Source organism: Mucilaginibacter sp. (assembly GCF_039935595.1).
In the GTDB taxonomy this organism is placed as follows: Bacteria; Bacteroidota; Bacteroidia; order Sphingobacteriales; family Sphingobacteriaceae; genus Mucilaginibacter.
Genome location: NZ_JBDTJZ010000096.1, coordinates 26,257 through 48,184 on the forward strand (window position 1 = coordinate 26,257; position 21,928 = coordinate 48,184).

The window sequence follows — 21,928 nt, forward strand, 5'->3', positions numbered from 1 at the left end:
GCATTTGTGCTAAATTGCGTACATGCACGCAATTGATTTCAGCCTGTTAAAATTCACCTTTTTTGATGTGCTTGATATTGTATTGGTGGCTTTCCTTATTTACCAGTTATATAACCTGGTAAGAGGTACCATAGCCGCTAATATTGTTATTGGCATTGCAATTTTGTATGCGCTTTACTTTGCGGTAAGTGCCTTGCACATGAAACTGCTTACCACCATATTGGGTTATTTTACCAATGTAGGTATTATACTGGTTATCGTTATTTTTCAGCAGGAGATACGCCGGTTTTTACTGCTTGTGGGCAAAAATGCATCATTACAGCGCAATAAGGCCTGGTGGCAGTATTTTTTTGGCAAAGCCGAGGTTGAAAAAAACAACTACATGCGCATTAAACCTATTATTGATGCCTGCAAAATTTTAAAGCAAACCCGTACAGGTGCACTTATAGTATTTGCCAAGTATTATGATGAGCAATTTTATCAAAACAGCTGCGAGGTAATTGACGGCAAAATATCAAAACGATTACTGGAAGCCATTTTCCAGAAAACCAGTCCGCTGCATGATGGCGCGGTGGTTATTGCCGAAAATAAAATCAAATCGGCCAGTTGCATTTTGCCGTTAACCGATAAGATTGATCTGCCCCCGCAATTTGGCCTTCGTCACCGGGCCGGTATTGGCGTTACCGAAGCCAACGAAGCTACCGCTATTATCATATCTGAAGAGACCGGCGAAATATCATACGCCAAGCAGGGCCGCGTAAAAATGAACGTAAGCTTTGCCGAATTAGAGAAATTGTTGAATAAAGATTTTTAGTAGGTGCGTGGATGTGCCGATGAATGATATTTACGCGTAAACACTTCACTGTTACGCCAGTAAGCAACAATCCTTACTCATACCTCAAGGCCTCAACCGGATCAAGCTTGGATGCTTTTTTTGCGGGATAAAATCCTGATGACAAACCAATAAGCGTACATAATACAATAGCGGCAAAAAGCCATAGCCACGGTACTATAAATGTGCCGCTTATTTGTACCGCTATAAGGTTGCCTATGGCCATCCCCAATATAATACCGGCTACACCGCCTATTAAGCAAATTACAATGGCCTCTATTAAAAACTGGCGGCGTATTACAGTTGGCGTGGCGCCAATGGCTTTACGTATACCAATCTCGCGGGTACGCTCGGTAACTGATACCAGCATAATATTCATTAACCCAATGGCTGCGCCTATTAAAGTAATGGCGCCTATAGCAAAGCCTGCAATAGTTATACCTGCTAATTGCCCTGCTAGCTGCTGCTGTATTGAGTCGCTGCGGGTTATTTCAAAATTATCATCATTGGCTATGTTAAGTCCGCGTATGTTGCGTATAAGCCCGGTTGCCTCACCCACGCTGGCATCAAGCGCGCCCGAGTTGGTGGCCATAACATTAATAGCAAATGATGGGTTTGAGGTGGATGCTAATTGCTTGGCCCTTAATATAGGTATTAAACATACCCTGTCACCCGCTCCGGCACTTGATCCTTTGGAGGCGAATACGCCAATTACATAAAACTTATTGCTGCCAATAAATATGGGCTTATTAATGGGATCGTGGTTTTTAAACAGCTGGATCCTTACTTCATCGCCAATAATAACTACACTGGCCCCATGTTCCAGCTCGGATGCCGAAAAATTACGACCCAATGCTATTTTGTACCCATTAGTAGATACAAAATTTTCATTACTGCCTGTTACAGTAATATTAGGGTTGGTTTTTTCGCTTTCATATTTTACCACCGCCGTGCTTGATACCGTTAGGTTAATAGCTACTACCGCCGGCAGCTTATAGCGCGTTTTAAAACGCTGCGCCTCGTCATAACTTATAGCGGGGTATATTTTACGGTGACCGCCATTGCCAAAATTTATGCCCGACCCCCGGTTTTGAATAGTAAATGAGTTTGCTCCCAGGCTGGAGAACGCGTCGTTGGTGAATTGTTTTATACCTTCAATAGCGGTTAAAATACCCACCAGCGCCATTATACCAATGGCAATTATTAAAGCGGTTAACGAGGTACGCAGGCGGTTGCCGCCTATTGATTGCAGGGCTATAGCAACATTCTCGCGAAGTGTGGTATTTACAGGCATGTATATAAATGTACTAAAACTTATGGTATGACTACTTAACCTTACCGTTTGTTACAGCAAACCATCCTTATTATTAATGGCATGGCGATAGGCATCTTCATTAAATTCGTCTTCGCTTTTGGCAATAACAACAGCAGCGATACCGTTGCCTATCATGTTGGTAATAGCGCGCGATTCTGACATAAACCTATCCACGCCCAACAATACCGCCACCCCTTCAACCGGTATTATTTTGGTTGCCGCCAGGGTTGACGTAAGTACAATAAAACCGCCACCTGTTACAGCGGCTGCTCCTTTTGAGGTTAGCATTAGTATAGCAATTAGCGTTATTTGTTGTGTTAATGATAAAGGCACCTGAAAGGCCTGCGCCAAAAAAACTACGGCCATTACCAAATAAATGGTAGTACCATCTAAATTAAAGGAGTACCCGGTAGGTATAACCAGGCCCACTACAGAACGCGAACAGCCAAACCGTTCCATTTTATTCATCATGGCGGGTAATACGCTTTCTGATGATGAGGTACCCAGCACCACCAAAATTTCCTGGCGAATAAATTTAAGGTATTGCCATAAGCTGAATTTATATAAGCGGCAAATTATGTTAAGCACTACAAAAATAAAAAGGGCCATAGTCAGGTAAACTGACCCCATTAGTTTAGCCATAGGCTGTAACGTTTTTATACCAAACGTACCCACCGTAAATGCCATGCCGCCAAAAGCGCCTAAAGGTGCCAGTTTCATTATTACCTTCATAATATTAAAAAACACCTGCGATATTTTTTCAAATAAGGTTACCACCTGCTCGCCGGCATTACCCATGTGGCTAAGGCCGTAACCAAATAATACGGCCACGAAAAGTATTTGCAAAATATCGCCCTCGGCAAAAGCCGCGAAAATGTTATGCGGCACAAGGTGTGTTAAAAAGTCGCCCACGTTCATTTCGGCGGCTTGCTTTTGGTAACCGGCTATTTTGGTCACATCAATACTTTTGTGTATAAAACCTTCGCCGGGTTTTAATACATTGGCTACTACCAATCCAATAATTAGGGCAAAGGTGGTAACTATCTCAAAATATAATAATGCCTTGCCACCTACCCTGCCTACCTTTTTAATATCGCCCATACCGGCTATACCCAAAACAATGGTCAGGAAAATAATAGGCGCTATCAACATTTGTATAAGGCTGATGAAGGTTTGGCTTATAACCTTAGCCGTAGGCGAAAACGAGGGGAATATAAAACCAACGGCTATACCCAACGCTATAGCAACCAATACCTGGAAAGTTAAATTTGATACTAAACGCTTCATGCTGCTAACAAACTGGTTTTAGGTTGATACATTATGGCTAAATTTAATAATTATTGCTAACAAAAAAGGCCCCTGTAAAGGAGCCTGTATGTATACAATATAAGAATACTATTAAACCGAGAACGAAGTGCCGCAGCCGCAGGTACTGGCGGCATTAGGGTTATTAAAGGTAAACCCACGCGCGTTAAGGCCATCCTGAAAATCAATTTGCATACCCATAAGGTACATACCATGTGCCTTATGCATAAAAACCTTAATGTCGTTTATAAAAAACTCCTGATCGCCGTCTTTTTTCTGATCAAAGCCCAGCACATAGCTCATACCCGAGCATCCACCACCTTCAACACCAATACGTAAACCAAAATCATCGCCAATTTCTTGCTGATCTTTCAATTTAAACAATTCTTTTACGGCACCTTCTGTAAAAGTTACCGGGGCCTGTAGCGTATCAACAACTGTACTCATCTTATTTTTAATTAACTACACAAATATAAGGTAAAATGCGGATTTTTGTTCGGGGCGATTTATTTATGACCCCTGCTTAACATTTTGTAGTTATGATGAACCTATCTTATTTATTAGATATCTTAAAATATACGGTTGCAGGTATTGGTATTGTATATATTGCTTTCTACCTGTTCAGGCCATACCTTGACCGGGCCGAAAGCCTGCAGCTATTAGAACTGAAAAAGACCATGAGCAGCCAAACCCTGCCCTTGCGCCTGCAGGCTTATGAGCGTATAGTATTGTTAATTGAACGTATAAACCCCGCCAACATGCTGATAAGGTTAAACGGACCGGGTTACAGTGCCGCCGAATTGCATAGCATAATAGTAGCCGAGGTACGCGACGAGTTTCAGCATAACATATCACAGCAAATATATATAAGCAGCGGGGCCTGGGCCGTGGTAAAGCGCCTTAAAGATGATACCCTAAGTATTGTTAACAATGCCGTTAAAGCCTTGCCCGAAACTGCAACCGGTCTTGATCTGAGCAAAACCATACTGACCCATTTACATCAGTTGGAAGATAACCCTTATGATATGGGCTGTAGTTTGATCAGGAAAGACCTGGAACATCTTTTTTAATACAAACAGCGCCGGCCAAACGAAAAAATATATTTTAAATGGTAAAATTTTTATTCGGAAAGAAAAAGCAATTATACTGTATACCTAAGCGCAAATAATAATTAAAACGTATATCCCCACAAAAAAAAGAACAGGTTAAGCGTTGTTTTTAAAAATAGAGGTCGACTATAATCAAAAACATGCCTGCATTTTATTCACTTTATATTTAATAAAGTAAAAAAATTGTGCGTTGCCGCCAAAATATCATCTACTATAGGTTGTAACTTTTAGCATGGCTTGCCGTAATATTAGGATAATAATGCCTTATTATTGGCATAACAGTGTAAGGCAAGATGGCACTAAAATATTTTTTGTAACATATCAGCGAGACTTGACGGAGCAAAAAATGCCCCTACGTATTAGAAAGGCAATATTATGGTTTACTGCATGCGAAATATAACATTTTGCATTTAAATTACCTAACAATTCCCTATTATTTTCAGTAAATTTATTTTCAGAAAAAGTGAAAATTTAATTTTTTAATTCGCTTTTTTTCTGAATATTCGATGTTCCGTAGCAGCCTCAAAAATTGCTTCTTTGGGGATTGTAAATCAAGATATTAATTTAATTGTATGGAAAAAACTTGTACTAACGTCTGGAATAGCTGTCTTCAAATCATAAAAGATAACATCCCTGCACAAAGCTTTAAAACCTGGTTTGAGCCAATTAAAGCATTGCGCATGGAGGGTAGCGTCCTTACTATACAAGTACCAAGTTTGTTTTTTTACGAATGGCTGGAAGAACATTATGTTGGCTTATTACGTAAAACCATAAAAAAACAATTAGGAGATGACGGGCGTTTAGAATATAATATAGTTGTTGAGCAATCGTCAAGCAAGCCATATACTACTAATATGCCCTCAAACGGAAACGGTGCCGAGTCAAAAAACCAATCGATGCCTATCCCTATTTCAATAAATAAGGATATTAAGAACCCGTTTGTAATACCCGGACTTAAAAAGCTGATTGTTGACCCGCAGCTTAACCGTAATTATACCTTTGAAAACTTTGTGGAGGGCGATTGCAACCGTTTGGCACGATCAGCAGGATATGCGGTGGCTGCAAAACCGGGAGGCACATCATTTAACCCTTTAATGATATATGGCGGCGTTGGTTTGGGTAAAACCCACCTGGCACAAGCCATTGGTAATGAAATTAAACGTTCACTGCCCGATAAGCTGGTGCTATATGTATCATGCGAGAAATTTACCCAGCAATTTGTTGACGCCCTGAAACATAACAATATTAATGACTTTGTGAATTTTTACCAGGCCATTGATGTGTTGATAATGGATGATGTGCACAACTTTGCCGGCAAAGAAAAAACACAGGATTTCTTTTTCCATATATTCAACCACCTGCACCAGTCAGGTAAGCAACTTATTATCACTTCTGATAAAGCGCCGAAAGATCTGGCCGGTTTAGAGGAGCGTTTGCTGTCGAGGTTTAAGTGGGGCCTTTCTGCTGATTTGCAGATACCCGATCTGGAAACCCGGATGGCTATCCTAAAAAATAAAACCTATCAGGATGGCATTGAACTTAATGACGATGTTATTGAGTACGTGGCCCATAACATTGATAATAACGTGCGCGAACTGGAAGGCGCCATGGTATCATTACTGGCACAATCAACCCTTAACCGCAAGGAGATAGATCTGAACCTGGCCAAGCAGATGCTGAAGAACTTTGTAAAAAATTCTTCAAAGGAAATTTCGATGGAATATATACAAAACTTGGTTTGTGAATATTTTGAAGTGCCTATTGAAATGGTAAAATCACAAACCCGCAAACGCGAAATTGTGCAGGCCCGCCAAATATCCATGTACCTGGCTAAGGCGCATACCAAAAGCTCATTAAAATCCATCGGCCACTTTTTTGGCGGCCGCGACCATTCTACCGTAATATACGCCTGCCAAACTGTTGAGGATCTTATTGATACCGATAAGAAATTTAAAGGTTATGTAGCCGATATACAGAAGAAACTTAAAATGTCTTAATTAAAAATCCACTATTATAAAACAGAAAGCCTTGCATTTGCGGGGCTTTTTCTATTATAACCGCTTGTCATTTCGAGCGGTAGCGAGAAATCCATGAAGCGGGTATAGTACGTGTATAGATTTCTCGCTATCGCTCGAAATGACATTAAGCTTATAACAAGAAATGCTTGCCAATTAATTGGCAAGCATTTCTTGTTATAAGCAAATCCGAAATAAAAATTACTCCACTTCAGCTAAATGATCGCCGGTTACGGTTTCTTTTATTTTAGCTTCCAGTTCGTCCATCAGTTCTGGATTATCCAAAATTAATTGTTTAACCGCGTCACGGCCCTGGCCCAGGCGGGTATCGCCATAGCTGAACCATGACCCAGCCTTTTTAATAATGTTATGTTCAACACCCAGGTCAATGATCTCGCCGGCTTTTGAAATACCTTCGCCAAACATAATGTCAAACTCGGCTATACGGAATGGCGGAGCCACCTTGTTTTTAACAATTTTAACCTTAACACGGTTACCTGATACTTCGTCAGTATCTTTTATTTGCGATATGCGGCGCACATCTAAACGTACCGAAGCGTAAAATTTAAGGGCGTTACCACCGGTTGTGGTTTCGGGGTTACCAAACATTACGCCAATTTTATCGCGCAGTTGGTTAATAAATATACAGCAGCAACCTGTTTTGCTGATGGTACCGGTTAATTTACGCAATGCCTGCGACATTAAACGGGCATGTAACCCCATTTTCGAATCGCCCATCTCACCTTCAATCTCCGCTTTTGGCACCAGGGCCGCTACCGAGTCAATAACCAATATATCAATAGCACCCGAGCGGATCAGGTTATCGGCAATCTCTAAAGCTTGCTCGCCATTATCCGGTTGTGATATTAAAAGATTCTCCACATCAACGCCCAGTTTCTTAGCATAAAACCTATCGAACGCATGCTCGGCATCAATAAAAGCGGCGATGCCACCCTTTTTCTGCGACTCGGCAATGGCATGTATGGCCAGCGTAGTTTTACCTGATGATTCCGGGCCATATATTTCTATTACACGGCCCTTTGGCAAACCACCTACACCCAAGGCAATATCCAACCCTAATGATCCGGTTGATATAACTTCGGTCTGTTCTATTACAGAATCGCCCAGTTTCATGATGGTACCTTTTCCGTATGATTTTTCCAGCTTATCCAACGTAAGCTGCAGTGCCTTTAATTTTTCTGCGTTACTCATCTTAAAAATATCTTACAACAAATATAAAAACAATTTTTATTAATACTAATTTTTTTAGCAATTTTTATTGCCTTTTTTTTGTCATCTTGACAAAGTGATTGTTACTACTAACTTAATCAACATAATCAACTCCATCAACTATTCTTTATCCACACTCCTTTTAGCCAACTCTTTGCTGATGGTGTTTAATGCCTTTTTCTTTTTGGCCGCTTTACCTTTCTTGATCTTTAACGCCTCGGCTTTTAACAATGCTGTTTCGGTATTTGCTTGCTCATAATAACGGCAAAACCATGTGAGCGGGCATATATCACATTTAGGGCTGCGGGCCACACAGATGTAACGGCCATGCAGTATAAGCCAATGGTGGGCTATTGCCAGCGTGTCTTGAGGAAGGTTTTGCACCAATTGTTTTTCTACCGCCAGCGGGGTGCGGGCATTGGTGGTTAGCCCTATACGGTTAGCCACCCTGAAAACGTGTGTATCAACCGCTATGGCTGGTGCATCAAATACAACCGATGCTATTACATTGGCAGTTTTACGGCCCACGCCGGGCATTTTTTGCAGTTCGTTTATGTCTGATGGCACTTCGCCACCAAATACATTTACCAGCATTTGTGCCATACCTACCAGGTGTTTGGCTTTATTATTTGGATAGCTTACACTGCGTATATAGGTAAAAACCTCGTCGGTGGTTGATGCTGCCAGACTTTGCGGTGTAGGGAAACGTTCAAAAAGCGCGGGCGTAATTTGGTTAATGCGCTTATCTGTACATTGTGCCGATAGGATAACCGCCATCAACAATTCAAATGGCGATGTGTAGTGCAACTCGGTTACAGCGTTAGGCTGCTGCTTTGAAAAATACGCAACAAAGTGGCGGTAACGATCTTTTTTTAACATGGCTAAAAATAGCAAGTCTTTTAACGGGAAACAATAAGCTCTCTTATATCGACTTAAACAAAACTAATGCACCGTTTGTAATAACAATATGAAAGTTATAACCCTGCATACACCTATTGTAACCGACGAACTGCTGGAGCATTTACGCAGCAAGCTTAACACCTTATTTCGCGAACAGCGTCAGGAAACTATTGTTTTTACTATAGAAAAAAATGGCGAAGCTATTGAAATATCACAACCCGAAATGTATGAAGGTGTTTTGTTTAAGCTTGAAATAAAAGGCTCAGAACTTTGGATAACCCGCAATGAGCATTATGTTGATGACGTAAACTCGCTAACGCTTGAATCTATTTTAAACAGTTTGTTTGAAGATATGTCTGACGATCCGCGCGGGGTTGACCTGGTTACTGAGGGATAGGCTGGGCCTAACAAAAATATTACCTTTTTTAAACTGTCTTGTCTTGATAATAAAACAGGGAGCCCGGCGATGCCGGGCTCCCTGTTTATGAATGTTTAGTGAAAAACGGTTTATTAATATCCAGGGTTTTGGGTATACAAAGGATTACGTTTCACTTCTGTCCTATCAATAGGAAGCAGGTTGTACTGATCAAACCAAGGACGACTTAGTAATAACACCGGTGTATAAGTTTTTACGTTAGTTGCGGTATTTAATATGATTTGCATACCATACATACCTACACCTTCTGTAGTTGCTCCAATCATCCATCTTCTTACGTCGAAAAAGCGATGGCCTTCAAAAGCAAGTTCAATTCTCCGTTCGTTGTAAAGCCGTTGACGTAATGCTTCACCTGTAACGGTGGCCGGGATAGCCGGCATATTAACTGATGGCCTTGCCCTAACCATGTTTATATATTGACGGCAGGTGGCTTCATCACCCAACTCAAATTTAGCTTCGGCGTAGTTCAGATAAATTTCTGCCAGGCGGAAGTGTATCCACGGAGTAGTGTAAACAGTCTGGAAAGAAATAGGCACATTGGGATCTTCGGGCATAAACTTCCTTAACTCATAATTACTTGTAGGGTTATCGCTGCTTTGTTTAGGCGAATCAAATCCCCAGGTATTACCATCAGAAGCTACCCACATGGCAAAAGTATCACCATGATAAACAGATCCGTCATGAATAACGGTTGCTTCAAAACGTGGGTCACGATTGGTGTATGGATGTTGCGGATCATATCCGGATAACGGGTTAATGGTTTTTACACCTCCAGAATTAATGAACGCCGGTTGTCCGTTGGTCATATCATAATCATCCACCAGGTTTTGCGAAGGCCCGTTACTTGCCCACCATCCACCGTAGGCGCCATAACGGCGGCCAAGATTGTTGGCCGGTGCCTCCTGACCATTAGTAGTGGTAAATTCCCTTGCAAAGATCAACTCGCTATTTGCCTGCCCGCTCAAAAGATTAAATTCTGTGCGATAATCCGGATAAAGTGAATAGCCCGAATTTAACAAAGCAGCAGCAGCATCTGCCGCAGCCTGCCACTTTGCATTATCGTGGGTTGGGTTATTTAATTTTGAAGCCGCATATAAAGTTACACGAGACCATAATGCCTTTGCAGCATCTTGTGTTGCACGGCCAAAATTAGGATCTGTAGACGGGTAAGATACCGGAAGATCAGGCTTTGCCGCGTCAAGGTCACTTTTTATAAAAGCCACACACTCATCATACGTGTTACGTTTAAATTGAGTTAAATCGCCAAGGGGGAACGATTTTGTAACAATTGGCATACCGCCAAACCTTTCAATAAGTTCAAAATATGCAAAGGCGCGTATAAATTTGGCTTCTGCAATCCATTGAGCTTTTTTAGGTAAGCTTATAGTAGTTGTTGCCATGTGCTCCAAAAAGATATTTACTTTGCGGATATATTGAAAACCCTGGTTATAATAATACATGTAGCCGCCCCAATAGTCGCCGCTGTTGGCATTGGCAACGTTATCTGGAGTTAAGGGTTGCCGGCCAAACATATCTGCGCCGCAACATGGCGCGGTATTAACCGCCTCGTCTGTCATTTTAGAATACATGTGAATGTAAAATCCATGCGGAATGGCATTATACATTTCCACCTCGTAGGCTCCAATTAAGCTGGCATCGCTCCAAACCGCCGCATCTGAAACCGCATTTTGCGGGGTAAGATCAAGTATATTCCTCTTACAAGAAAAACATACAAGAATGGGTAATAAGAATAATAACTTTTTCATAATTTATTTTTTAAAATGTTAATGTCGCACCAAAATTAATAACCTTCATTGGCGGATAACTATTAGTACCACTACCACTGCCGGTATTATTACTACCATTAAAACTAAGTTCAGGATCGGCCCATTTAATAGTTGGCGAGTAGGTAAGCAAGTTGTAAGCGCTTACATACACCCTAAGGCTACGCACTTTTAATTTAGATAAAACCGAACCTGGTATGGTGTATCCCAATTCTAGGGTTTTTAAGCGGGCGAATGAATCATTATATAAGAAAAACGTGGTATTTCCATACTGATAGGCTCTTGCTCTTGGCATGGTACCAGTTGGGTTACTTGGAGTCCAGTGATTTGCCCATCTTGCAACAATTGAATTTGCAAAGTCTGTGGTTCCCAAATTTTGTAAATTACCATCATAAGCCCAGGCAGCGGCCTGGCCCTGTATAAAGATATTCAAATCGAAGCCTTTGTAAGCAAAATCAGAATTTAACCCAAAAACATATCTTGGTATCTGGCTTCCATCAAAGGTAAAAGCATCATTACCATCAATCTTACCATCCCCGTTCAAATCAAGTACTTTTATATCGCCAACCTGGCTGCCGGCAGCGTGCGGAGAGGCATCTAACTCAGCCTGGGTATGATAGATCCCATCGGCCTTGTAATATGAACCTGCGCCAACCGGATGACCTGCACGGCCCTGATAGGGTTGCAGTTGCGGAGCCTCATCTGCAAAAATAACTTTGCTTCTGTTATATGAAAGGCTTGCGCTTAGGCTATATTTAACTTGTCCTATTGAACTACGGTGATTAATCACCACTTCAAAACCATGGTTACTAACTTTGCCAATATTTTTATTAGGAAGGTCAGTAAAGCCAAATGCGCCGCTGGTTGAACCGGATGGTTTTTCCAATAAATTAGTCCTGCTTTCGTTCCAATAGGTAAAGTCAAAACCTAACAAGCCATTCCAAAAGTCTGATTCCAGACCAACATCAGTCTTTTTACTTGTTTCCCAGGTAATATCAGGATTAGGTACAGTTTTAGCGTAAATAGCCCCAGCATCAGATGTACCAAAAACATAGTTATTTCCGAAACCAAATTGTTGCAAATATTGGTAAGCGTTCACCCTATCATTACCTACTTCGCCCCAACTGGCCCTTAATTTTAACTGATCAATGAATTTTAAATTATCATTATCCTTGATGAATTTTTCTTCAGACAATCGCCAGCCTGCCGAAATTCCGGGAAATAAAGAATAACGATGGCCCGGAGCAAAAATCTGTGAACCATCATAACGGAATACTGCTTCAAGCAGATATTTTGAATCATAATCATAATTAAAGCGGCCAAAATAGTTGTTATATGCCGAACTTGTACCAAACCCTCCGTTGTCTTTATCTGTAGCCGCACTACTTCCTAAATCCAGTTGAGGAATAGCGGGGCTAAGAAAGTTTTTGCGGTAGGCACTAATTTGCTGGTAGTAGTTCTGCTGTTCTTCATGGCCCACCATACCGCCTACGTGGTGCTTGCCAAAATTATGATCATAAGATAACCTATAGTTATATAGTATGGTGTACGATCTTCTATAAGTGTCATTTAATGAAACCGTTGTTGGGCCAGTAGCACTGGTAAGATCATAATTTTGAGTAGTCCCATTATACTGGTAATAAGTGTAAGGTAAGTCAAAGTTGCTTTCAAAACCGTTGGACAAGTCATAATTGTAACTTGCATCAAGTTTTAAGCCCTCTATGCCAGGAATTTTTAAACTGGCGGTAAAAGTCGAAAAAAGAGGGTAAGAGTTGGTCTGATCTGTACCACGCTCATTCATCAATAACGGGTTTTGGCCCAGGCGCCCCCCTCCTAATAATCCATTTGGATAACGCGCCACCAACGTTGGATTGGCCTGCAGGATGTTTACAAAGTTAACAGCAGTTGAGCCTGCGCCGTTTGAAGGATATATTGAATTACTTAAATTACCAGATATATTCGCTCCGATATTCAGGTATTTGGTAACATCAGCATCTACTTTTACCCTGAAATTATATTGTTGATAATTCGTTGGATTGTTTATAAAAAACCCCTCCTGACTCTGGCTGCCAAATGACATTAAATAGTGTATATCATCTGAACCACCGGTAAGCTGCATGTTATACTTTTTCTGGGCTACTGAAGGTTTTATAGCCTGTTTTACCCAATTGGTGTTAGGTAAGCTCGGATCGGTACCGTTTTGCAATTTTGCTAGCTGATCAGGAGAGAAAGTTGGATGATATTGTGTAGGATCAGTTGGTCTGCGTTGATCATAAAAATCGCCTTCATTATATGCAGTTGCATAACCAACCCCATCCAGTACGGTTGGTAGTTTGGTAGGGCTTTGAATGCCATAGTTGTAACTAAAATTAAAAACAGGTTTTCCCTTTGCGCCTCTTTTTGTAGTTATCAATATAACCCCATTGGCAGCACGTGCTCCGTAAATTGCAGCAGATGCGTCCTTAAGAACTGAGAAGCTTGCAATATCTTCCGGGTTTAGCCTGCTGAATCCATCGCGCGGAACACCGTCAATAATTACCAGTGGACTAGAATTACCATCAGTACCAGTACCTCTGATAAAAATATTTGGATCATCCCTGCCCGGTTCGCCTGTACGTTGGTTAACCACAAGGCCCGGTAGCCTGCCCTCCAGCGAGGCAGCAAGGTTTGGCGACGGACTTTTTGCAACATCAGCACCCTGAACGGTAGATATAGAACCGGTAAGAGTGGCTTTCTTTGCTTCGCCGTAACCAACTACAACCACTTCATTAAGTGCGCTCACTGTTTCTTTCAAAGTGACATTAATTGATCTGGAGCCACCTACTGTTATTTCTTGTGACTCATAACCAACCATGGTAAATACCAGTGTTGTGTTTGCATTTGGCACAGCAATTGAATACTTACCATTTATATCAGACACGGCACCGCTGCTGGTTCCTTTAATTTTTATAGTAGCGCCAACCAGTGTTTGCCCTGTGTTATCGCTTATTGTTCCTGTAACTCTAATAGATTGTTGTTGAACACTAACAACCTCAAATGTATTTGTTAAGATACCCGATCTTCCATTTTTTGCCATAACATTGGTAGTAGAGGCAATGATCAACAACGGAAATATTAATTTTTTGATAGGTAAATTTCTTGATAAAGTAGGCCATGCGCCCAGCATAACCTGCGTTTTAAATTTCATAATTTTGGGTTTTGGTGTTTATTTAGGTTAGTATGGTATGTATAGGGGAATACATGCCAAAAGTTTCTTTCAAAAAAAATAGTTGGTTTTCCTTACTCCATAGGCACTTATATTTTTAAATGGTTAATAAAAAGTTAGCTGCAATTTTAAGATATTAATCACAGGATATTGGCACTCAAATAAAGCCTTAAAATATTACTTATGATTTTAGATAATTACCCGACTATTAAGGAATATTAACATGAACTAGTTTAATTGTAGCAATAATCAGTATATTGGACTTAACCATTATATGAAACCAGAATTATTAAAAATTTCTAACCAATCCACCCACTCATTTAGTATACGGCAGGATATGGTACCCAATATTAATAGCCGGTGGCATTATCACCCGGAAATTGAATTGATCTATTTTCATAAAGGATCAGGTATGCAATTTGTTGGCGACAGTATTAAGAGATTTGAGCGTGATAGCATAGCTTTAATAGGTGCTAACCTACCTCACTACTGGAAATTTGATGAAGAACCTGAGTACAGTGATGAGCATTCATATTCGACAGTCATACATTTTTTTGAAGATTTTTGGAGCAGCACTTTTTTAAATTTACCCGAAAATAAAATCATTAAACATGCGCTGGAGAAGGCTGGAAGGGGCATAGAGATTTCGGCAAAAAACGAACCGCAGATTGGCCAACTGATTAACCAAATGGCAGCTTCTGAGGGTCCGGCACGTATTATCTATTTAATGGAGGTATTGGCATTAATAGGCTCAATAAGTAACCCTAAACTGCTATCATCAATTGGTTTTACTTTCAATTTTGAGGAAGCTGATAAGCACAGAATAAATTTAATATACGACTATTCGTTCGCTCATTTTAAAGATAAGATATTATTGGAGAACATAGCTGAAATTGCCAGTTTAACCCCTAATTCGTTTTGCCGTTACTTTAAAGCCAAAACCAGTAAAACTTATTTGCAGTTTGTAAGCGAAATAAGGGTTGGGCATGCCTGTAAACTACTTATTGAAGATGAGATAAGTATTAAACAAATATGTTATGAAAGCGGCTTTAATAACTTCTCCTCGTTTCACTCTACATTTAAAGCCATAACAGGTAAAACACCATTAGGTTATAAACAAAACTTTATGCCTAAAGCTGTTTTTTAACACCGCTTATGGGTAATGAGTTTTACTATAGTTTATTTTCCTGAATAATTTCAGGCTTTACCCGTTTATCCAGCTAAACTTATATTCAAGCATGGGGTTTTTCATCCGCTCGGCAACTCTTAATAAACGTGCCGGCAGGGCCAGTATATAATCGCGCGCTTTCTCGCCCGACTCGTTCAAATCGCCTACGGTTTCAATTTGCCAGTCGGTTATCAGTTCTTTCAAAATATCTACATAATCAACCGCGGTATAAATACCCAGGCGTTGCGCGGCATCAGTAAAATGGCCAAATGTTTGGCCTATTTTTAAACCCACCTCGCGTAAAAAATGCGCAGGCATTACAATTTTTTTACGCATCATATCTTCAAAAGCCAGCATGGCTTCGTTAGGGTCAACCTCAAAAATCTTTTCAATAAAATATTTATAGGCCTTGGCATGGCGCATCTCATCAGCAGCAATAACGCCGCACATTTTTGAAAGCAGCGTATCGCCATCTTTCTTAGCCTGCGAAGCCACCCTGCGGTGAGATACATTGGTAGCCAGTTCCTGAAACGAGGTATATATAAAGTTACGGTATGGGTCGTGCCCGGTACCAATATCAAACCCATCTGCAATTAAATACTGGGTTGATACTTCCATCATGCGCATATTTACGCGACCGCTAAGGTAAAGGTATTTGTTCAGCAAGTCGCCATGACGATTTTCCTCGGCGGTCCATTGCCTGGTCCATTTCATCCAGCCGCCTTCTTCGTTTCTTGACACACCTTCAACCATGGTTAACCATGATTCGTAAGTAGGCAAAGCTTCCTCAGTAATAGTATCGCCAATTAAAACCGCAATCAGATCATAAGATAACCCTCCCGCGCTTTCCTGCATCTCTTTTATATCATTGTAAAAAGAATCTTTTGAAGAATCGGGTAAAAAATCAGATGGCTGCCAAATGGTATCAATGGGCTTTAAATATTCGTCCATTTTCTCCAGCATAAATTTTTCTATGTGGCTCATCACTTCCCGGCGCTTTTCTTCAAAAAAATGCATCTTTTATTAGTTTAATTAGTATGTATAACTATCAGTAGGGGGTTTTGTTACAAAGGTAATGAATTTAACGTAAAATAACATTTTAACAGTTTTACGGCAATTGCAGGTATTAATTTTATTAAATTATCAATAAACTTATATTTATCAGTTTAAACTTTATTGCGTCATTATACGTATTATTAATAATAGCCATAACAACCACCAATATGTTTGTTCAAATTACCAATGAGGAGTTTTCGCGGGACATATCAAAAAAAGCCTGGCAGCAAACCAATAATATTATATGGGCCATAGTATTTGTATATCCTTTTATAAGCATAATTGATTTTTTGCGTATCCCTAATATAGCACTGCCGTTTTTAATTGCGCGGCTGGCAACTGTACTTTTTATATTTGGGCTTTATACCTTGTTTCATAAGGTAAAATTAAGCTATCGTATATTACTGCATATTACTTTTTTGTTACTATCCGTAACATCGGCATTTGCCTGCGCCATTGTTGACGTATCACAGTTGGGTATTTACCTGATGGTTTACTCGGCTATATTGTTGTTGCTAAACCTGCTGGTTTTTTGGGAGCCCGTCCACTCCATTATTCAATCGGCAATAGCTGTATTGTTAACCGTAGCATTGTTCGCGCTGTTTAGCAAATACAGTCTTGCAGTTTTTATTAGCAATGGTGGCCATTTTTTTATTTTAATAGCTATAGCATCGTGCCTTATTCCGGCTACCCGCTTTAAGGTAACTGAGCGCGACGTGCGCTCGCAAAAGCTGATAGAAAAATCAAACGAACAATTAAAAGAGCAGAACAAGGACATCACCGAAAAAAATAAAATTATTGACAGTCAGTACGAGCGACTGTTAAAAGTAGACGAAAACAAAAACAGCTTTATGAATATTGCCGGTCATGACCTTAAAAATTTAATAGGTACAATTATGATGAGCAATGAGATGATAAAGGAGGAATATAACCGCCTTAGCGATGACCAGAAAGAATACCTGGAATATATTTCGCAATCAACCGATAAAATGCAGTACCTGTTGGATAAGCTTACCGATGTGAAGGAAATTAATACCGGCGAGCGGATATTTGATATGGAAGTATTTGACATTAATACCGAACTGCGCCAAATTGTTAAGGGCCTTACCGAAGCAGCTGAAATAAAAAACATTACACTAATTGACAGTATTGCTACAGAGCCTATTAACGTTAAGCTGGATAAAGTATTTACCGGGCAAATATTGCAAAACCTATTATCAAATAGTATTAAGCTTTCGCAAACCAACAACAGCATAACTATAGCTACGGCCCATCAAAACAACAAAGTTGTAATTGAAATTATTGATAAAGGCATGGCCATAGGACAAAAAGCGCTGGACGATATGTTTAATAAACTTAAACAGTTAAATGACGCGCCCGAAATAGCCGAAAGCAAGCTTGGACTGGGCCTGTCAATAGCTAAAACGGTTACTGCCGAAATGGGTGGCAACTTGTATTATAGAAGTGATAGCAACGGCAATTATTTTAAAGTAGAGTTTGATGCGTTACCGGGTTAAGGGCAAAAAAAAGCATCCGCCATTTTTTGACGGATGCTTTTTTGATACGATATAAGTATACTTCTAATTAGCTTACTTTTACGTTTACCGCATTCAAACCTTTTTTACCTTGTTCTACATCGTAGGTAACGCTATCGTTTTCACGAATAGTGTCAATAAGGCCTGAGGCATGTACAAAAACTTCGCTGCTACCATCTGCTGGTATAATAAAGCCAAAGCCTTTGCTTTCATTGAAAAATTTTACTGTTCCTTGCATTATATTAATTTATTATTTTCATAAAGATAGACTAAATAATTATAAACTATTAAAACATTTAAAATTATTTTTTGGTCGTTATTGCGTTTTTGCTAATACCTGCGTGCCGGACGACGTATTACGCGGTGGCGATAATGGTGTACAACCACTACCCGGCGATGGCGGACAACTGGTACCGGCGGCCTGCGTAAACGTAAATGTAACGGCCCTGGGCCCGGAGGATGCGGTGGCGGTGGCGGAAGCCTCAATTGCGCGCTGGCGGCTGCAAATGTGCAAGCGGTAACAATAGTAACTAATAGTAATTTAATGGCTTTCATGATCTTGCTTTTTTAATTTGATAGCATATATATTTACCAACAACCATTAACTGGGTCAAGAGTTTCATTTTAACAACTAAAACCACAACCTTAAAATATACGTTACTAACCCAACTACTTTTAAGTACATATTATGAAAATGATTGCATGCTGGTTATTGTTATTAAGCTTTTTACCCATAGTGGCATCGGCGCAGCAAAAAAGAGAAGAAATAATTGTTGATGGCATGAAACGCGCTTTTGTAACTTATCTGCCTGCTCAAAAAACCGCTAATATGCCCATTTTAATTTCATTGCATGGTGGCTTTGCCAGCCCAAAAGGCATGCTGCACCTGGCCGATTTCCGCCCACTGGCTGATAAGGAACATTTTATTTTGGTATGCCCGGCATCCAAAAATTTATGGCATGACGGTGCCAATAATAAAGGCATTGATGATGTAAAATTTATTGATGAGCTAATCACCTACATCATTAAAACTTATAATGCCGATGCATCAAGAGTGTATGTTACCGGCATATCAAACGGTGGTTTTATGACTACCCGCCTGGCCTGCCAGTTGCACAACCGTATTGCAGCCATAGCCGTAGTGGCGGCAACCTTAAATATAAACGAGGGCTATGACCTGGAAAAACCCATGCCGGTAATGTATATACATGGCGTAACCGACCCAATTGTGCCCTACAACGGCGGCAAAAAATTTGGCCGCCAAATGTATTCGCATAATGCCATTATTAACAAGTGGGTAACGCTTGATGGTTGCGACCCCCAACCCGTAGTTACCCAAATACCTGATAATGCCCATGATGGCACAACGGTAATGCGCGAAGCGTACAGTAACCCCAAAAACAATTTAAAAGTAGTAAGCTATATTATTAATAACGGCGGGCATACCTGGCCGGGTGGCTGGCAATATTTCCCTAAATTTATTGTGGGCAAAACTACGCATAACCTAAACGCCTGCCAGGTAATATGGGACTTTTTTAAACCCTACCAATTAAAAGCGGGTATTTAGCGGATGTAGCTTATCTTCGTAAACTGATATGAGTTTAACAACAGCCACCCATACCTCGCCTGATAATGTAAAACAACTGCAGGAGCAAAAACTGCAGGCATTATTGCGACACCTTAATTTACATTCGCCTTTTTATAAAGAACTGTTTAATAAGCATGGGATTGATATTGGCGCAGTGAAAACATTGAAAGATTTAACCAATCTGCCAACCACCACCAAAGAGGACCTGCAGCAGCGTAACGACGATTTTTTATGTGTGCCTAAAAGCCAGATCATTGAGTATGCCTCTACATCAGGCACATTGGGCAGCCCGGTTACTATCGCCTTAACGGATAATGACCTTAACCGCCTTACGCTAAATGAATACAATTCGTTTTTATGCGCGGATGGCTCGGCAGAGGACACTTACCAGTTAATGCTCACGCTTGACAGGCAGTTTATGGCGGGGATAGCTTATTACTCGGGTCTGCGTAAATTAGGTGCGGGCATTATCAGGCTGGGGCCGGGTGTACCGTCCTTACAACTGGAAACTATTTTACGTTTAAAGCCTACGGCTATTGTTGCTGTCCCGTCGTTTATTTTGAAGCTGATACAGGCCGCCAAAGATGCGGGCATCGACCTTAATAAAACATCTGTAAAAAAGGCCGTGTGCATTGGGGAGAATATCAGAAATACGGATTTTTCTTTAAGTATATTGGGTCGAAAAATCACCGAAAATTGGAATATTAAGCTATTTTCTACTTATGCCTCTACCGAAATGCAAACCGCGTTTACAGAATGCTCTGCAGGACAAGGCGGGCATTTACAGCCCGAATTGGTTATCGTGGAGTTGTTAGACGAAAACAATCAACCGGTAGTCGCCGGCAAGCCGGGCGAGGTTACTATTACTACATTAGGGGTTGAAGGCATGCCGCTGCTTCGCTACAAAACCGGCGACATTTGCCAGTTTGAGGATGAGCCATGTGCATGCGGCAGGACCAGCCTGCGCCTATCGCCTATCATTGGCCGTAAAAAGCAGATGATCAAGTTTAAAGGCACTACGCTGTATCCACCTGCCCTATTTGATCTGTTAAATGAAATGGACGAAGTTTTGGATTTTGTAGTAGAAGTATATAGCAATGAAATAGGTATGGACGAGGTACTGTTACACCTTGTACCAGCCGATGACAGCAAAGCCTGCGACAACAAGATACGCGCCTATTTACAGGCCAGGCTACGTGTTAGTCCGCACGTAAATTATATTTTGGCTGACGAGATTAAAAAAATACAATTCCCCGAAGCGAGTAGGAAGGCAATAAAGTTTATAGACAGACGTGCTTGATCGTACTAAAACCATATGGGAAAATTTGAAGTAATTTTATCCGATAAGGCCAAAAAAGCAACTAATCACTATAGTTTATATTTCCTAATTCTTTTTGGGTTTTGACGGTTATCAATAAATGAAATGAGTTCAATTTCCTTGGTAAGTATTTTTACCCGGTAAATTAGAGAAACTTGCTTCAAAATCAGGCCCATGTAAACATTTTTGAACTTTCCAGGCCTTTTTCCTATAAGCGGTTCTGTTTCTAATACCTTAAGATATTCGCTAACTCTTTTTTTGAAGTTTACTATTTCTTTTTCAGTCCAGTTTACTTTTAAGTAAGTAATTCTGTCTTCAAAGGTGGTTAATGCTTCTGGGGTCCAGGTTATGGAATAACTCATAAACCCAGCCTGGCAACCGCTTCTTTATGAGAGATAGTTTCGCCTCTGTCTGCTTGTGCCATTCCTCTTATTGCTGATTGTTGCTGTTCCTCACTTAAATCATCAAACCAGTCCCCTTCCCTGTTTTTTAATAAAGTTTCAACTTCCTTTATTAACCCTAAATCATCAATATTTAATACAGCTTGTACTAATTTAAGTTTTTCGGCTTGCAAATTCATAATAAAATCTTTAATAGCACTAAGTTACTAAAGATTTTATAAGTTTTAAATAGCTAATTCTTCTACTGGCCAACCATTACCGTTACTATTGTGTCTGCCATAGGCCATTATGGAGATAAGTAATGCATAAACAACTTTTTGGTTGGAAACCGCTCCCCCGTGTTTATAACTAGTGGATAATCCAATAAGCTCTCCGTTCACACAAACATAAAAAAATGCAAAATTAAAGAAATTTCTTTAAAAAAAATAATTATGGTGGTGAAATCATGTTTAACACTTTTTTTGATGTTTTTTACGTAACTATTTAATTTTCAACTATTTGAAAATTAAATTAGTAAAAATGTGTTAAACGATGTTAAACCAACATGATAAAAAAAATTGGCAACAGGTAAAGAAATTTAATTATGAAGCAAGGGGATTTATGATTTTCAATTCCACAGTCATTAATTAATCAGTAAACTATTTCTATCATTTGTGGTTTACCTATCACTAGTGCCAAATTACTATATTTGACAGCTAGAAAAACATAAAACAACCTGTCATTTCGAACGA

20 protein-coding genes are annotated in these 21,928 nt (G+C 40.1%); 9 read left to right on the forward strand and 11 right to left on the reverse strand.

From position 1 onward, the window contains the following. Positions 1–22 precede the first annotated feature (22 nt). Positions 23–814 carry a diadenylate cyclase CdaA gene (cdaA, locus tag ABI367_RS06390; protein WP_462231152.1) on the forward strand — a complete coding sequence of 264 codons (792 nt, stop codon included), beginning with the start codon at positions 23–25 and terminating at the stop codon, positions 812–814. Positions 815–887: 73 nt separating this feature from the next. Here cdaA and ABI367_RS06395 read toward each other — a convergent pair whose 3' ends face one another. From ABI367_RS06395 to ABI367_RS06405, 3 genes are all read right to left on the reverse strand, one after another. Further along, positions 888–2,126 carry an ABC transporter permease gene (locus tag ABI367_RS06395; protein ID WP_462231154.1) on the reverse strand — a complete coding sequence of 413 codons (1,239 nt, stop codon included), beginning with the start codon at positions 2,124–2,126 and terminating at the stop codon, positions 888–890. 51 nt (positions 2,127–2,177) lie between these two features. Continuing rightward, positions 2,178–3,434: a C4-dicarboxylate transporter DctA gene (dctA, locus tag ABI367_RS06400; protein ID WP_462231156.1), complete on the reverse strand. Its 1,257-nt coding sequence runs from the start codon at positions 3,432–3,434 to the stop codon at positions 2,178–2,180. Positions 3,435–3,545: 111 nt separating this feature from the next. Then, positions 3,546–3,899: a HesB/IscA family protein gene (locus ABI367_RS06405; protein WP_462231158.1), complete on the reverse strand. Its 354-nt coding sequence runs from the start codon at positions 3,897–3,899 to the stop codon at positions 3,546–3,548. Between the two features lie 92 nt (positions 3,900–3,991). Between ABI367_RS06405 and ABI367_RS06410 the strand changes: the two genes are divergently transcribed. Together ABI367_RS06410 and dnaA are read left to right on the forward strand one after the other, a co-directional pair. Further along, the gene (locus ABI367_RS06410; RefSeq protein WP_462231160.1) at positions 3,992–4,522 is read left to right on the forward strand and encodes a DUF7935 family protein; all 531 of its coding nucleotides are present in this window, start codon (positions 3,992–3,994) and stop codon (positions 4,520–4,522) included. Between the two features lie 611 nt (positions 4,523–5,133). Continuing rightward, the gene (gene dnaA / locus ABI367_RS06415; RefSeq protein ID WP_462231162.1) at positions 5,134–6,558 is read left to right on the forward strand and encodes a chromosomal replication initiator protein DnaA; all 1,425 of its coding nucleotides are present in this window, start codon (positions 5,134–5,136) and stop codon (positions 6,556–6,558) included. A gap of 219 nt (positions 6,559–6,777) precedes the next feature. Here dnaA and recA read toward each other — a convergent pair whose 3' ends face one another. Together recA and nth are read right to left on the reverse strand one after the other, a co-directional pair. Further along, on the reverse strand, positions 6,778–7,788 hold the full coding sequence (gene recA / locus ABI367_RS06420) for a recombinase RecA (RefSeq protein ID WP_462231164.1): 1,011 nt from the start codon (positions 7,786–7,788) through the stop codon (positions 6,778–6,780). A 138-nt stretch (positions 7,789–7,926) separates the two neighbouring features. After that, positions 7,927–8,685 (reverse strand): endonuclease III, encoded by a 759-nt coding sequence (gene nth, locus ABI367_RS06425; RefSeq protein WP_462231166.1) that lies wholly within the window; start codon positions 8,683–8,685, stop codon positions 7,927–7,929. Positions 8,686–8,773: 88 nt separating this feature from the next. Here nth and ABI367_RS06430 point away from each other — a divergent pair, with 88 nt between their 5' ends. Then, positions 8,774–9,103, forward strand: coding sequence for a hypothetical protein (locus ABI367_RS06430; protein ID WP_462231168.1), 330 nt, complete (start codon positions 8,774–8,776; stop codon positions 9,101–9,103). 113 nt (positions 9,104–9,216) lie between these two features. Here ABI367_RS06430 and ABI367_RS06435 read toward each other — a convergent pair whose 3' ends face one another. Both ABI367_RS06435 and ABI367_RS06440 read right to left on the reverse strand, forming a co-directional pair. Then, positions 9,217–10,908 carry a RagB/SusD family nutrient uptake outer membrane protein gene (locus ABI367_RS06435; protein ID WP_462231170.1) on the reverse strand — a complete coding sequence of 564 codons (1,692 nt, stop codon included), beginning with the start codon at positions 10,906–10,908 and terminating at the stop codon, positions 9,217–9,219. A gap of 10 nt (positions 10,909–10,918) precedes the next feature. Continuing rightward, positions 10,919–14,113, reverse strand: coding sequence for a SusC/RagA family TonB-linked outer membrane protein (locus ABI367_RS06440; protein ID WP_462231172.1), 3,195 nt, complete (start codon positions 14,111–14,113; stop codon positions 10,919–10,921). A gap of 292 nt (positions 14,114–14,405) precedes the next feature. Here ABI367_RS06440 and ABI367_RS06445 point away from each other — a divergent pair, with 292 nt between their 5' ends. After that, on the forward strand, positions 14,406–15,278 hold the full coding sequence (locus tag ABI367_RS06445; protein ID WP_462231174.1) for an AraC family transcriptional regulator: 873 nt from the start codon (positions 14,406–14,408) through the stop codon (positions 15,276–15,278). Positions 15,279–15,335: 57 nt separating this feature from the next. Here ABI367_RS06445 and ABI367_RS06450 read toward each other — a convergent pair whose 3' ends face one another. Continuing rightward, complete coding sequence (locus ABI367_RS06450) at positions 15,336–16,316, reverse strand: acyl-ACP desaturase (protein WP_462231176.1); 981 nt, start codon at positions 16,314–16,316, stop codon at positions 15,336–15,338. A 206-nt stretch (positions 16,317–16,522) separates the two neighbouring features. On the opposite strand from ABI367_RS06450, the gene ABI367_RS06455 reads away from it, so the two are divergent. Further along, positions 16,523–17,872, forward strand: a complete 1,350-nt coding sequence (locus ABI367_RS06455; RefSeq protein WP_462231178.1) for a sensor histidine kinase — start codon at positions 16,523–16,525, stop codon at positions 17,870–17,872. 67 nt (positions 17,873–17,939) lie between these two features. Here ABI367_RS06455 and ABI367_RS06460 read toward each other — a convergent pair whose 3' ends face one another. Next, entirely contained in the window at positions 17,940–18,131 is a 192-nt protein-coding gene (locus tag ABI367_RS06460) for a cold-shock protein (RefSeq protein ID WP_462231207.1), read from the reverse strand. A 100-nt stretch (positions 18,132–18,231) separates the two neighbouring features. Here ABI367_RS06460 and ABI367_RS06465 point away from each other — a divergent pair, with 100 nt between their 5' ends. The 3 genes from ABI367_RS06465 (at position 18,232) to flxY (ending at position 20,778) form a co-directional block, all read left to right on the forward strand. Beyond that, a complete protein-coding gene (locus ABI367_RS06465) occupies positions 18,232–18,411 on the forward strand; it encodes a hypothetical protein (protein ID WP_462231180.1) in 180 nt (59 codons plus the stop codon). Positions 18,412–18,578: 167 nt separating this feature from the next. Continuing rightward, complete coding sequence (locus ABI367_RS06470; protein ID WP_462231182.1) at positions 18,579–19,457, forward strand: CE1 family esterase; 879 nt, start codon at positions 18,579–18,581, stop codon at positions 19,455–19,457. Positions 19,458–19,485: 28 nt separating this feature from the next. Next, complete coding sequence (gene flxY / locus ABI367_RS06475; RefSeq protein ID WP_462231185.1) at positions 19,486–20,778, forward strand: flexirubin biosynthesis putative acyl-CoA ligase FlxY; 1,293 nt, start codon at positions 19,486–19,488, stop codon at positions 20,776–20,778. Between the two features lie 68 nt (positions 20,779–20,846). On the opposite strand, the gene ABI367_RS06480 is transcribed toward flxY, so the two are convergent. Next, the gene (locus ABI367_RS06480; RefSeq protein ID WP_462231187.1) at positions 20,847–21,158 is read right to left on the reverse strand and encodes a type II toxin-antitoxin system RelE/ParE family toxin; all 312 of its coding nucleotides are present in this window, start codon (positions 21,156–21,158) and stop codon (positions 20,847–20,849) included. Next, positions 21,155–21,376 (reverse strand): hypothetical protein, encoded by a 222-nt coding sequence (locus tag ABI367_RS06485; protein WP_462231189.1) that lies wholly within the window; start codon positions 21,374–21,376, stop codon positions 21,155–21,157. Before ABI367_RS06485 ends, ABI367_RS06480 begins: the two co-directional genes overlap by 4 nt. Positions 21,377–21,928 lie beyond the last annotated feature (552 nt).

Coding starts and splice junctions, on each gene's coding strand:
- dctA (WP_462231156.1), bottom strand. CDS start 3,434: ATGAAGCGTTTAGTATCAAATTTAACTTTCCAGGTATTGGTTGCTATA.
- ABI367_RS06405 (WP_462231158.1), bottom strand. CDS start 3,899: ATGAGTACAGTTGTTGATACGCTACAGGCCCCGGTAACTTTTACAGAA.
- flxY (WP_462231185.1), top strand. CDS start 19,486: ATGAGTTTAACAACAGCCACCCATACCTCGCCTGATAATGTAAAACAA.
- cdaA (WP_462231152.1), top strand. CDS start 23: ATGCACGCAATTGATTTCAGCCTGTTAAAATTCACCTTTTTTGATGTG.
- recA (WP_462231164.1), bottom strand. CDS start 7,788: ATGAGTAACGCAGAAAAATTAAAGGCACTGCAGCTTACGTTGGATAAG.
- ABI367_RS06485 (WP_462231189.1), bottom strand. CDS start 21,376: ATGAATTTGCAAGCCGAAAAACTTAAATTAGTACAAGCTGTATTAAAT.
- ABI367_RS06440 (WP_462231172.1), bottom strand. CDS start 14,113: ATGAAATTTAAAACGCAGGTTATGCTGGGCGCATGGCCTACTTTATCA.
- dnaA (WP_462231162.1), top strand. CDS start 5,134: ATGGAAAAAACTTGTACTAACGTCTGGAATAGCTGTCTTCAAATCATA.
- ABI367_RS06410 (WP_462231160.1), top strand. CDS start 3,992: ATGATGAACCTATCTTATTTATTAGATATCTTAAAATATACGGTTGCA.
- ABI367_RS06445 (WP_462231174.1), top strand. CDS start 14,406: ATGAAACCAGAATTATTAAAAATTTCTAACCAATCCACCCACTCATTT.
- ABI367_RS06435 (WP_462231170.1), bottom strand. CDS start 10,908: ATGAAAAAGTTATTATTCTTATTACCCATTCTTGTATGTTTTTCTTGT.
- nth (WP_462231166.1), bottom strand. CDS start 8,685: ATGTTAAAAAAAGATCGTTACCGCCACTTTGTTGCGTATTTTTCAAAG.
- ABI367_RS06430 (WP_462231168.1), top strand. CDS start 8,774: ATGAAAGTTATAACCCTGCATACACCTATTGTAACCGACGAACTGCTG.
- ABI367_RS06470 (WP_462231182.1), top strand. CDS start 18,579: ATGAAAATGATTGCATGCTGGTTATTGTTATTAAGCTTTTTACCCATA.
- ABI367_RS06455 (WP_462231178.1), top strand. CDS start 16,523: ATGTTTGTTCAAATTACCAATGAGGAGTTTTCGCGGGACATATCAAAA.
- ABI367_RS06480 (WP_462231187.1), bottom strand. CDS start 21,158: ATGAGTTATTCCATAACCTGGACCCCAGAAGCATTAACCACCTTTGAA.
- ABI367_RS06450 (WP_462231176.1), bottom strand. CDS start 16,316: ATGCATTTTTTTGAAGAAAAGCGCCGGGAAGTGATGAGCCACATAGAA.
- ABI367_RS06395 (WP_462231154.1), bottom strand. CDS start 2,126: ATGCCTGTAAATACCACACTTCGCGAGAATGTTGCTATAGCCCTGCAA.